Raw genomic sequence first — 12,772 nt, 5'->3', positions numbered from 1 at the left:
TATGTTTTAGCTTACTTCAAATTTTAGTTTAGTCTGCGACTTCAATCTTCCCAACCGCAATTGGTAAGGTGACGTGTGCATCGTAGGCGCCAACTTCACCGGCAACGGTGGCTGGTAAAGCCAAGTCTTGTGGGACGCCGTGAATGTAGATGACCCGTTTGTCGAGTTCCAAATCATCGGTGCCAAAGACTTCCTTGAACTTTGCTTGTAAATCAGCTAATGGCACGTCGATTTCGTAGGCAAAGTGGCCTTGGGCGTCAGCGACTGGGTAGTTGTCATTTGGCACGTCCATGTGGTGTGGGGCGTTGTCAAATGGCACCATCGTTGTCCCTGAGACTGGTTCAGTTTCTGGCAAGTCGACAAATCCGTCATGATTGGCATCCTGCGCCATCGTGGCAATTTGGGCCGCCTTACCATCTGGAAAACCGTGGAAATGTTCCCAGTGTTGCGTATTTGCAGGTGTATCAAACATTTCAATCGCCACGTGTAATTGGTCGCCGTCTTCAACAAAGGTGGCGGTTCCATGGGGTGCCGTTCCAATGCCTTCTGCGTTTAGTGGTACGATGTTAGCAACGTATTTTTTAGTCATGAATGATTCCTCCAATTCTTCATTATAAGTCCATTATATGCTATTCTAAGCTTATTAAAATTGATATATGTCAAGAAAGGGAAATTTATGCACTCAAAAATGGATTGTATTAGTCGCTCGCCACTTTTCGCGCCGCTGTCACCAACGATTAAAACTAAATTGATTACAGTGACGCACCATCGCAAGTTTTTTCAAAAGGGCCAACTGATCCGACAACCGCTGGACCACCAAGAAGGGATGCTGATTTTGGACGAGGGGACGGCCAAAGTCTATGCGTTAGCCGATAATGGCAAGGAGAAAATTATTGACTTACTACATGCTGGTGATGTGGTCGGTCAGCGCTGGTTATTCGCACCGCATGAAAATCAGGGTTACATCCAAGCGACTAGTGATGCGTGGGTTTGTTCGATTCAGTACGCTGATTTTCAGCAGTTACTCGGAGAATCAGCCAGTTTATCGTTAGCGATGATCAACAATTTTGGCAACCAATTGATTGAAGTTGAGAAAAATCAGATGCGCCGTGATCTATTGGATGCAAAGGACCGTCTGATGGCCTATTTGCGCGATGTTGCGGTGGAATCTGGACAAGTCGTCTTTGAATTACCGCTTAAAAAGAAGGAACTCGCCAATATTTTGGGAATTACGCCGGAGACGCTCAGCCGTCAATTTAAGCAGTTAGCTATGGAAGGTAAGATTATTGTGAATAACCGGCAGATTACGATGTGTTAGAACAATATGGTTAACTACGCATTGTGCTAGTTAATTTGTCATGATTCATGGTTAAAGCATGACAAATTTTAAGTTCAAGTGCTACCAGCTGAGACGCGCTGGAAGAAGTGCGACTTAGCGTAAACTTGCTGTTGTGGAAGCGTCCTGGGCCGGCTTCCAGGCATTCTGGGCAATGGCCGGAACGTGGTGGACACAGATTTAAGCCGACAAATCACGTCTTAAATACTGGTCTTTCACTAACCAAGCAAAGGACGCTTGCTAAGTGAAATTTCACCACTGGGCCTTGCCCAGAATACCTTCCAGCCTGGGATGGTATTCGAAAGGCAGACCTGTGCGTACTCAACTTTTTATTGAATTAGTCGTTGGTTCCTTGGTACACGGGAATTTTGATATTGAACTGTCAGACTAGTTCTAACAATAGTTAACTTTTTACCCATGCTTTAAGGCTTCTGACAAGCAGCTTGACTGAACTTGTCAGAATTTTCTCTAGTCGTTTGAGATAGCAATGTCGTTAATTCTAAACGGAAGTAATTTTATCGACAAAATTCAAGACTAATATCCGGCGATCATATTCAGTAATCTTCTCAGTACCAAAATGTCATAAAGCAGCATCAATATCGATTAAAAAAGGTTGCTCGAAGGACCTGTCTCCTAATATTCAGTGGCCAATTGTACCCAGATAGGTGGCCGTTCATCCGCCATTCGAGCGGGTTCCCGACTGGAGGGGCTGGCTGACAATGCTCAAGGGCGAAATTCTTCTTGTCCGGGTGGTCTTCCCGGGCTAGAAGAAGACTCGTATTTGAAATTGCGCAGTGGGCTTCTGCGTGAGTTCAAATCGATGTCCGCCCTGTTCCAGCGTTGTCAGCCGGCCCCGGAAGTCGGAATAAGGCGCGCATCGGCTGACGAACAGGACGCCAACTTGTCATGATTTAACCATCTTTAAGGCTAAAGAATAACTAGCACAACGCGTGGTTAACGACAAATTTATGGATAAAAGTAGATTGACAGATGGGGGACTGACTAAAATGCAACGACAAGCAATTATTAACGAGTTACGTTGGGCAGTCGTCGGTGATGCGCTGGGATTGCCCGCTGAAAATCATGAGCGGGATACTTATTCGCCAATAACAACGATGATTGCTAGCGAGTATTGGCAACAACCCGCTGGAACTTGGTCCGATGATACTTCGATGAGCCTAGCGATGGTTGAAAATTTAGTTGTCGATGGCGACTACGATGACTTGATGTGTCGCTTCGAATCGTACATGCGATTTGGAACGGACACGCCACGTGGCGAAATGTTTGATATAGGCCGTACCTGCGCCCATGCAATTCGTGATTTTGCCATCAATCAATTACCAGCGGTTCAGTGCGGCGATTGCTCGCTTAACGCGAATGGCAATGGTGCACTGATGCGGATGGCTCCACTGGGGACTGCGTTGCAGTCAGATTCGAGTATCGCACATCGGTTGACTCGGGTTCATCGTTATACAGCAGTGACGCATGGGCATCCTCGCTCAATCATGGCTAGTCTGATTTATTGTGAGCTCTTACATGCACTTCATCAGGGACAGCAGTTATCAAAGGCACTCATCGAAGTACACCAGTTATTAGCTGCGACGATTAAAGCCCCAGCGCTTTTGAGTGAACTTAACACCTATCAGCCGTTGTTCTCGTCTCATTTCAAACAGACTAGTCGGGCAGATGTTCGCAACACCGGTTATGTGGTGGATACGCTGCTTGCGGCGTGCTGGTTGGCGTTGAATTATGAAACACCCCGAGAGACGGTACTCGCGGCTGCTAACTTTGGGGGCGATACTGACACCATTGCAACGATTGCGGCGTCATTAGCGGCGGCTGGTCATCCTGCAATTCCAGTCGCAACTGATTGGTGGCAACAGATATTGAATCGCCCATTATTAGAGGAGCGTTTTACGGCGTTTGCGTCCAAATTTGGAGACTAAACGCTGATTGGCATCCAAAAAGGCTCGGCAACACTCACTAGGGTGAACGTTGCCGAGCCTTTTCAAGCTGTGGTAGTCAGGATTATACATCATATTAGTTTGTAACAGTTGCAGTCAGCGTCCAAGTAACAGTCGTGTTATAGCTCTGTCCCGCTTTAGCGGTGTTGCCGGGAACCGTCAGCTGCACTTGGGTAGGCTGCCACACGTTGGTTGAAATGTCTTTACCAATGTTGGCAGTTGCAGGTGCCGCGAAGACGGGTTGTTCAGCGGTTGTGAGGCTAACGGCGTAACTTTTAAGTTGGCCACTGGCACGTTCATTATAAGTTTGGCCAGCAGGAATTCGTAACGCCGCCCCCGTGAGCTGATGACCGCTGGTGCTAGTGAAGGGGACATCTTGACGGGCCGTGACGGTCCAACCGTGAGTGGCTAACCGGTTGTCTGAAACTTGGAGCCATTGTTTGGCAACTCCGTTAATTGGCTGAGCAGCGTAGGTTTTGGCTGTCATGCTCGTGGTGACGTTGCCAAAGTTAAACTGGCTCGGGGCATAATCCAGACGCAGTTCCCCCGTGTTGCCAGTGCCACTGTTTTCCTGACCACTGGTATTGGTCGTACCAGGTTGTTCAGGCTCAGTTGGGGCAGTCGGACCAATCGCCGGGGCAACGGTGTATTGCGTTGCAGCGGCAAACGTGGCGTCATGATACGTGGTACTAGTGACGGGATTTTCGTTACCGGCACCATCTTTGACAAAAATCTGAACGACATCGTTAGCTTTCAATTTTGTTGCTGGTGTTGCGAGCGACCAGCTTCCATCACTGGCAGCAGTCGCTGTAATGGCCTTGCCACTGCTATCAGTAGCGGCAGTTCCGTTGACCGTATAACGCAGCGTGTGACCCGCCGTCGTTGTAGAACCACTTTGAATCGTCTTTTGATCCGCAACAATTTTGCCGTCTTTAACCGTCACTGGATCTGGCGGTGTTTTATCTTGCACGGTAATCGTGACAGGGTCAGAAGTGTATGTGGTCGTGGCTTGAGCGGTCATGGTCGCACCAGCCGTTGGAAAGTGGTTTAAAGTAAAGTTAACGTAACCACTGCTGTCGGTCGTGCCAGTTTGCGATGCACCCTGATCATCCGTCAATTTGACGGTGGCAGTCCCAGCACCTGCATAGACCGGTGTTTGTGCGCCGTTCGATTCAGTATAACCGGTAATGACGCGAACACGAACCTTTTTATCCGCATTGGTCACGAGCTGAGCGTTCAAATCACTCGTATACGGTGAACTGAATTGGACCGTGGGTAATGCGAGGGTGTTCGCAATTCGACGGGCAGCGGAGAAGGTGAGCAGTCCAGGTAAGACGCTTCCGCTGTTCGTAATCAGGGCCCCGTTTTGTTCAATTGCGGTAATTCCTTGATAGGTCACACTCGCACTCAGCAGGTTCAGTAGTGATAATGACCACATACTGAGGTTACTATTCGTGATTTTGAAACTCTTGATGGTGGTCTCCACGATGGAGCCGGTTTGAACGAGGAGCGCAAAGTCCGTATTTTTAATATCATAGGCCTTTGGGGAATCTAGCAGAACGCTCAAACCGGACATGTAGCCGCCGAAGATTGGGGCCGAGCCACTACTGGTAATGTACAATTCACCGCCAGTGACCGTAAACGTACTGTTATTACCAAGGGGAATCAGCGGTGTGACGTAGTAGAGGGCATTACTACTGGTGGTGGCTAGGTTTTCAAACGTAACCTTACTACCAGCGTTGGCGGTGAAGGTGTTGGCAGTCTCTGCGCGATAAACATTACCATACATCTTAGCCGTTAGTATCGCGTTTGTCTCCACGTTGACGGCATCATACTGATCATAGAAGATCCCACGCGTCGCATCCGACGTACTTCCCAACAAGTTGACATTGGCTGCGCTCCCAATGTTGACTTTCCGGTTCCCAGTACCGACCGTGCTGGTTGCGGTAAAGTTGAAGAACGCCTTATTTGCAGCACTACTGCTGGCTTTGCGACCAACATAGGTGCTACTAGCGGCAAAAGTCATGCCACCGGTAATCATGTTTTCGGCGACGGTCGTAGCAGTGACAGAACCGCTGACGTTGACTTGATTACCTGGCGCGTTGACGAGCCGATAGACGTCACTAGTGGTAATCAGGTCGGCGACTGTAATTGTCCAACGGGCACCACCGGCATTGGTGCCAGCGTCAACCCCACTTTGGATAAGGCCAGCCGTACCGCCACTACTGGTTCCACTGGCGATTGCCCCGCGAATACTCGCAAAGTTTTTTAGTGTCATCGTCTGGGCGGTGGATGTGGTACCAAGCGTGAAGTTCCCGATACCCAGATCAAGACTGTGGTTTTGACCATCAATCGTGAGGCTGGTCGTGCGTGTGCCCAGTTCTGTTGCGCTGGTTGAAGTGTGGGTAATCGATGCCCCTAATTTAATCGTCGTGACGGCAGTATTCGTATAGGCTGATTTTAAGTCATCGTAAGTTGAAACGGTGGTGCTCCCATCTGGGTTAACTACGATTGCTGCGGCTGCAATGTCACTCGCTTTTTTTGAATCAGCTGCCTTGGTTGTTGGTGACGACTCATCAGTGGCTACTGACGAATCCGATGCTTTAGCGCGATCAAGTTCAGTGTCACTGTTAGTAATTGTGCTGGATTCACTGGCAACTTGGGATGACGAGTCGGCCCCTTGGGTATCATCAGTTTCGTTATCCTGTGCTGATTCATCCTCGGTTGACACTTGCGCTGAATCAGCACTTGAACTGTTATCATCCGCCTGTGCATCGTTGGAAGTCTCAAGATTGACGTCGGCGGATGGCTGGCTCAATGTTTCGGTACTGGCAGGCGTCACCGTGAAAGTGAGTGGTTCGGCCGTGATGGTTTGCGTCATCGACTTATCCGCACTTGAGTCGGTGCTATCAGACACTGCAGCTAACGGTGGTCCGCTAATCAGCGCCTTGGCAGTCAATCGGTAGGATTTAGCCTCGCGAGCAGTCAGTACCAAATCAAAAGTACTAGTGGGTGATGAATCTGAGACGGTCAAGGTCAAGCGGCGTTGCTGTTCATCAAACTCCAGGTCGGCCAGGGCTTGTTTGTTGGCTTGGCGCGTTTGCTCTTGATTGACAGTGAGCGCCTCGGGAATCGTGACCACGATTTGCTGCTCCTGGGGATCCTGTAAAGTGAGTTGAATCGTGAATGCTTGGTCGACAACTAATTTTTCTGGGGCCGATTGAAATTTAAGTGGGGTGGCCGTTGTGGTCGCGGTTGCATAGATGGCACCCCCGTTCACAACGAACAGGCCCATCAAGAGAATCAGCAATCCGAGCCAAGCAGTCACTGATTGGCGTAATCGATGCAAATGAATCACTCCCTTCGGCGTTGTTTGAGCCATACCAGCCAGCCGGTCAAGCCCGCAATGACCAGCCCTAACCAGGCCAGAAACTGATGGGCTTCATCAGTTTGCGGTAGTATTGATAAGGCGCGCGGCCTTGTCTGGTGCGGTGCCTGGGTTGAGGCTTGTTGATTAGCCGTTGCAATAACATTGGGTACCGCCAGATATTGATTGGGATGTGGGTGCTGAAAGTTAGTCAGATCAGTCCCCGTTTGCCAGTCAGATAGTCTCACGGTCGTCTGAGTAGTTGTCGCCGCGTGGGCGTCGGGACTCCGACAACCACCAGCGAGGGCTAGTCCGATGCCCAATGACACCAAAACCAGCTGCTTAAATTGCGCCATAATGGTAACCTCCTCGGGTCTCAAATTGAAAGTTGCTTGCAATCATTAAGCGTCATGATGGTGACGTTTCATGATGAAATAGACGATTCCGGTAGATAAGCCCGCAATGACCACGACGATTAAGACATACCACCAGATACTGATTGGCGCAGCTGGATCGTTTTTGGCTTTTTGATTATTTTGACGGGCTTGTTCGCTCGTAATCGTAAAGTCGCGAGTCCAGCGCCAAGTCTTCTTAGACCACTTTGAGTCAGTGGTGGTCGCGGTGACAGTCAACGTATAATCGCCAGCGCGCATCTTTTGATCATCCAGGAAAGTTGGGTAAGTGAAGCTCGAGTTTGGTGCCATGATCAAGTGGTCGCTTTTATTCTGGTAGTGGACCTTGGTGCTTCCTTTTTTCGTGACTTTGGTGGTCAGTTTCAACTTAGAAACCACGGCAGGTTCTGGGTTGCGAATCGTTGCGAGGACGACTTTGCGGTAGTTGCGTAATCCGGGGGTGACTTTACCTAAAGTCAGTTTGGGTTGTGCAATTTCTTTAGCCGTTAGTTTGACGGCTAAAGCGTAACTGTACTTTTGGTTAATGTTGACCCCTTTAGTGGCAGTGTTGGTGCCTTGTCCCGTCTTTTCGAAATACCATGAGCCTAAGATGACCCCGTTATCAAAATTCTTCGGGATATTGATAGTCGCCGTCACGACGCGATTACTTTTGGCAGGGACGGTGACCTTGTCAGAGCCACGAGCTAAGCTGGCGATTTGATCAAAACGATATTTTAAACTTGGATCGTATCGTTTCGCCGTTTGGGTGTAGGCAATTTGACCTGAGTCGTTCGTGAAGGTGGTCAGCAAACGGGTCTTGACGGTAATTTCCTTGTCAGTTGGGTTGTAGATACGCGCTTGAATTTGACGTGTCGTTCCCGCCTTGGCCTTCAAGTCGAAAAAGGGACTGCTGGCATCAACTTCTTGACCAGGATTGATTTTATTCACACTGTATTGAACTTCGGCATTGGCATCGGCGGCCTGGATTTGTCCTGAGGTGAGACTCATGAAAACCAAGCCACCGATTACGCCGAATAAGCACATTAACTTTTTCATGATACCCTCCTAGTTGGTGGTCGCGGCGACTAGCGTCCAGACTAGACTGTTCGTATAGTTACCAACGCGAGCAGTTAGCTTGGGAATGGATAGGGTGACGGCGTTCGCGTTCCAAGTGGTGGTCGAAGTGGCTTTTCCGACACCGGCGAGATTTGACGCGTTAAAAACAACTTGGTCTGAATTGGAAACGCTTACGGCGTTAGTGACAAGGTTGGCATCGGCGGCTGACGCGGGTTCATTTAAGGAATTACGTGGGGTCCCTTTTGGCAAATGAATCACCGCGCCAGTGAGCACGTGATTATTACTATCATTAGTTAACGTGCGATCCTGTTTAACATTGACTTGCCAACCGTTGGCAGTGGTGCGTTTATCTGAAACTTGCAAGTACTGATAATAGGTTCCAGTTGCATTGTAAGTTTTGGCAGCATTGGAAGTCGTGACCGTCCCAAAGTCAATACTTTTGGGCGCAACGTCCAGCGTCAACGTCCCCGTATTATTAGTTGCAGGGTTATTGGGGTCAGCCGGAGTTAATGGGATGTTGGGACTCGTTGGGTCGACAGGGGCAGTGGCACTCGTGTCATCTTGAAAAGTCACGGTACCAGTCGTAGTTGCTGCCGTGGCGGTCAATCCAATAGGGATTAGTCCCAGGACAACCAGTCCAACGCGGATGCTAACACGGGTGAACATGGGCCATCCCTCCTTGTGCTAACTTGAAACGTTGGCGGTCAACGTCCAAGTCAACGTATTCGTGTAGGTTCCTGGTTTGGCAGTATTCTTAGGAATGGTCAATGTGACATCAGTTGGATCCCAGGCTTTCACCGATGTGCCTTTTCCCGCGTTCTCTGCCGCAGTCGTGCTGAAGACGGTCACTGCGCCACTGGTATTGGTAACGTTGGCGACCGTTGCATTCAGATTTGAGTCAGCGGCGGTCGGGTCAGTTGCCAAACTGTTACGGGCAGTCCCGGCAGGCACGTGAATAGTCGTTCCAGTTAAGACGTGTGAGGCATCACCACTGGTTTCAGTTAAATCTTGGTCTTGTTCGACGGTCACTGTCCAGCCTTGCTCGTCAGTCCCACGATTATCAGTGACCTGCAAGTATTGATAGCCACTGCCCGTCGCAACGGCCTTGTAAGTGTGTTCGGCCGCATACGTTTGAACGGAACCAAAGTTAAAGGTTTTAGGTGCAACGTCTAACGTTAAGGATCCGGTATTACCGGTGGCGGGGTTATCTGGATCGTCTGGATCTTGGGGATTCGTTGGATTGGTTGGGTCGACTGGAACGGTTGGACCCGTGTTTTCAGTCAATTCTAGAGTAGTGTTCGTGTTCGCACTGGATGCAGCATTCGCCGTAATGGCAGGGGTTCCCAGTAAGCCTAGCAGCATGGTTGCCGTAATCACTGTTTTTTTCATGATAGCTCGCTCCTTTTTTGCTGTTCGCGCCTGCGCTCATCAATCAACATACAGTAACGATAATAAAATTCTGGCCAGAATATTACTTGTAGCGTATCGTTGACATTAGATTAGCATAAACCATCCGAATCCAGCTAGCGTTATGCATGTTGCTGATTGGCACGACTTAGCAAGGCGTTATCTTGCCAAGGCGACAGACTGAAGGCAGCGCACTGTTTACTTGCGATGAGAGTGGGGGAACTTCATCTGCAAGTCTTGTTGGATTAACAGCGTGCGACGATACCGAAATCAAAAAAATAGCGTCCTTAGAATGAACTAATCATTAGCACTACAGATGATTAAATCATGCCAATTGTTAAGTTCAAAAGCAGCCAGCTTAGGACCGCTGGAAACAATGCGAGTTAGTATAAAACTAATGGATAGACGCGTCCTACAACAGCTTCCAGGCATTCTGGGCAATGACCGGAACGTGGTGGACACAGATTTAAGCCGACAACCCACGTCTTAAATACTGGTCTTTCACGCTGGCTGCGATATGGACGAAACGTGTTCGGGTCAGACAGGGACTTCCGGTTAGCTACGCCAGAACGCCAAGCGGAAGTTCGCCGCTTAACGCTCTAGCTAGGCTAATCCTCAGTCCCAACCCGTCCGAACCTCACACTCTGAAAATACTTGGCCTTGCCCAGAATACCTTCCAGCCTGGATTGTATTCGAAAGGCAGACATGTGTGGACCCAACTTTTTAGTGGACTGAATATTGATTCATAGTAAACAGTCGTTTTAGCAATCAACTTTGAGACTGATTTTCAATAATTTTTAAGTTACTTTATTCGTATTTTAGTTCTAGAAACCGTCAACAGTATTGAACATTTGCAAAACCTGCATAGTCGACTAAGGAGCAGAAGCCCTGGAAGTCGGAGTAGGGAGCTCACCGGCTGACGAACAGTACGCCAAGCGGTGGCATGATCTTATCATCTCTTGTGCTAAAGAATAACTAGCACGACGCATAATCATTGCCAATCAGCTTTTCAATTGAAGTCAGCACACAAAAAAACCACCCGAACCTAAACAGGTCCGGATGGTTTAATAAGCTAAAAATTAGTTAGAGCTTGATGAAGATGAGGTTGAGAGGTATGACGATAAGATATCCTTCAAATCGCTATCCTTGATTGAAACATTCCCACCCTTAAGCACTTTAGAAACAACGTTTTGTAAGACAGTTGAGTCGCTCATGTCGTTGTCCCAAATTTGCTTCTTCAATTCGGCAGTGTGATCAGACATCTTGCCCTTACCAGGGTTCTTGATCATCCGAATGATTTCGTAACCGTTGCTAGTCTTAACAGCAGAAGTGGTGTATTCACCGTTCTTCAGCTTGAATGCGGCTGTCAAGAATTTAGATGAGTAGCTGGTGTTCGTGTTATCGAAGGCAGCTAACTTCCCACCCTTGTTCTTAGTGGTCGTATCAGTTGAATACTTCTTAGCTAACTTCGTGAAGTTGGCTTGGCTAGAATCCTTCTTCAAGGCGTCTAAGACTTTGTCAGCAGTGGCACTCTTAGCAACTAAGATGTGTTGAACAGTCACTTCAGGTTCGTAAGACTTCCATTGTTTCTTCAAAGCCTTGTCAGTGATCTTAACCTTGTCTTTAACGGCTTCCTTCAATAGTAAGTTAGAACGTAATTGTTCCTTGAAGGTCTTGGTCGTCAAACCATTCTGGGTTAAGACTGTTGAGAATGAACTACCGTATTGTGACTTGTAAGTATTGTATTGCTTCGTAACTTGTTTCGTTGAAACCTTGTCGCCGTAGTCCTTTTCAAGCACCTTGTTCAAAATCATTTGTTGTAAGACTTGCTTACCAGAGGAGGTACCCTTCATACTACTATAATATTGGCTTTCGGTAATTTTACCACCGGAAGTTGTTGCAACGGTCTTGCTACCGCAACCAGCCAAGGTGAAGGTTAGTAAGACACCAGCAAGGGCAATGAGCCATTTCTTCATGCTTAAAACACATCCTATTCTTGAAATCGTTCTGCATCAGCAGACTTCACAGACTACTATACCATAACTATGAAAGCTTCTGCAGGCATATGGAAATCTTTACAAAATATTCAGAGATTTCACAGCGTCTTCATAAAGTTTACCTAATGTGTCAGTGAATTTAAACGAAACCAGCTTGTTCGGATACCAAACAAAAGAATCGTGAAACCAGCAATTAGGGTTTCACGATTCAGGTTTAGGACTGCTGATGAGGGTCAGTATCATCGCCAGTCAGTCGGTCTAAAGTCGACTGCAGATGTTCCGCGCGTTTCTTCATAATCGCCACGTGGGGTTCGATTTGAAACTGAAACTTGTCGAGTTCCGTTTGAATATCATCGAACACTTCAGCAGCATGGGCCATTTGAACACTGAGGTCCGATTGGGCATCACTGAATTCTTCACGGGCATCTTGTAAGTTGTCGGCAGCATCTAAGACGTCTTGGACGTAACTTTTGATGTCATGATACACCGCTTTGGGCGTCTTCTGATTGACCAGCATGTAAGCGGCGGCGCTGAGGCCTAAGCCAATTAGACTGTTGCGAATAAATTTTGCCATGGGCGTCCTCCTCGGTTAGTGTGCTAATTCAGATTTGATGGCATTCTGAAGGCGCGTGTAGTCCGTTTCATCATATTTCTTAGCGTTATCCTTGAAAATCATCCGGAAATCATCCTTATCGCTGTAACGCGGAATCAGATGGAAGTGCGAATGGAAGACGGATTGATAAGCGACCGCACCGTTGTTGTTAACGATGTTCATGCCAATGATGTTTTCGTCAGAAGCCTTGATTGCCCGCGCAATTTCAGGAATCCGTGCAAAAACGATGCTAGCCAGGTCACGATCATAGCCGAAGATGTCAGCGACGTGGGTCTTAGGAACGACTAACGTATGGCCGGGCGTCCCTTGAGAGATATCAAGAAAAGCTTTGACCATGTCGTCTTCGTATACCGTGTAGCTTGGAATATCACCTTTGATAATTTTACAAAAGATACAATCGTCATCGAGTTTTGGTTCAAAAGCTGTCATATGATAACCTTCTTTATTTATTAGTTGGGTTCATTATACACTATCGGCGCGACTGCAATCAAAACACGATGGCGTGGTGGGCGAAAATGCTGAATTTTCTTTAAAGACGATTCGTCTGAATGACTCCAGCACGGATTCCAGCCGGAGCTATGCTATAATAGGAACACTTATACCAACACAGAAAGAGGTT

Annotated in this window: 11 protein-coding genes; 2 read left to right on the top strand and 9 right to left on the bottom strand. The window is 48.0% G+C overall.

The window, feature by feature from the left end:
- Positions 1–28: 28 nt before the first annotated feature.
- Complete coding sequence (locus KGF65_RS10785) at positions 29–589, bottom strand: hypothetical protein (RefSeq protein ID WP_016374492.1); 561 nt, start codon at positions 587–589, stop codon at positions 29–31.
- An 87-nt stretch (positions 590–676) separates the two neighbouring features.
- Here KGF65_RS10785 and KGF65_RS10780 point away from each other — a divergent pair, with 87 nt between their 5' ends.
- Both KGF65_RS10780 and KGF65_RS10775 read left to right on the top strand, forming a co-directional pair.
- The gene (locus KGF65_RS10780; RefSeq protein WP_216748462.1) at positions 677–1,318 is read left to right on the top strand and encodes a Crp/Fnr family transcriptional regulator; all 642 of its coding nucleotides are present in this window, start codon (positions 677–679) and stop codon (positions 1,316–1,318) included.
- A 1,025-nt stretch (positions 1,319–2,343) separates the two neighbouring features.
- Complete coding sequence (locus tag KGF65_RS10775; protein ID WP_105924365.1) at positions 2,344–3,282, top strand: ADP-ribosylglycohydrolase family protein; 939 nt, start codon at positions 2,344–2,346, stop codon at positions 3,280–3,282.
- Between the two features lie 94 nt (positions 3,283–3,376).
- Here the strand turns inward: KGF65_RS10775 and KGF65_RS10770 are convergent, their stop codons facing one another.
- From KGF65_RS10770 to KGF65_RS10735, 8 genes are all read right to left on the bottom strand, one after another.
- A complete protein-coding gene (locus KGF65_RS10770; protein ID WP_313850655.1) occupies positions 3,377–6,658 on the bottom strand; it encodes a WxL domain-containing protein in 3,282 nt (1,093 codons plus the stop codon).
- Positions 6,655–7,023 carry an LPXTG cell wall anchor domain-containing protein gene (locus KGF65_RS10765; RefSeq protein ID WP_088769675.1) on the bottom strand — a complete coding sequence of 123 codons (369 nt, stop codon included), beginning with the start codon at positions 7,021–7,023 and terminating at the stop codon, positions 6,655–6,657. Before KGF65_RS10765 ends, KGF65_RS10770 begins: the two co-directional genes overlap by 4 nt.
- A gap of 45 nt (positions 7,024–7,068) precedes the next feature.
- On the bottom strand, positions 7,069–8,115 hold the full coding sequence (locus KGF65_RS10760) for a DUF916 and DUF3324 domain-containing protein (RefSeq protein ID WP_216748460.1): 1,047 nt from the start codon (positions 8,113–8,115) through the stop codon (positions 7,069–7,071).
- Positions 8,116–8,124: 9 nt separating this feature from the next.
- Positions 8,125–8,802 (bottom strand): WxL domain-containing protein, encoded by a 678-nt coding sequence (locus KGF65_RS10755; protein WP_050340034.1) that lies wholly within the window; start codon positions 8,800–8,802, stop codon positions 8,125–8,127.
- Positions 8,803–8,820: 18 nt separating this feature from the next.
- On the bottom strand, positions 8,821–9,525 hold the full coding sequence (locus KGF65_RS10750; protein WP_105924368.1) for a WxL domain-containing protein: 705 nt from the start codon (positions 9,523–9,525) through the stop codon (positions 8,821–8,823).
- A 1,097-nt stretch (positions 9,526–10,622) separates the two neighbouring features.
- Positions 10,623–11,519, bottom strand: coding sequence for a peptidylprolyl isomerase PrsA (locus tag KGF65_RS10745; protein ID WP_050340036.1), 897 nt, complete (start codon positions 11,517–11,519; stop codon positions 10,623–10,625).
- A gap of 235 nt (positions 11,520–11,754) precedes the next feature.
- Positions 11,755–12,114 carry a YtxH domain-containing protein gene (locus KGF65_RS10740; protein WP_050340037.1) on the bottom strand — a complete coding sequence of 120 codons (360 nt, stop codon included), beginning with the start codon at positions 12,112–12,114 and terminating at the stop codon, positions 11,755–11,757.
- Between the two features lie 15 nt (positions 12,115–12,129).
- A complete protein-coding gene (locus KGF65_RS10735) occupies positions 12,130–12,582 on the bottom strand; it encodes an HIT family protein (protein WP_003638468.1) in 453 nt (150 codons plus the stop codon).
- Positions 12,583–12,772 lie beyond the last annotated feature (190 nt).

This window comes from Lactiplantibacillus sp. 30.2.29, from assembly GCF_018991255.1.
In the GTDB taxonomy this organism is placed as follows: Bacteria; Bacillota; Bacilli; order Lactobacillales; family Lactobacillaceae; genus Lactiplantibacillus; species Lactiplantibacillus pentosus.
Note: the sequence above shows the minus strand (reverse complement) of the source record. Positions and strands in the feature narration are given on the sequence as shown.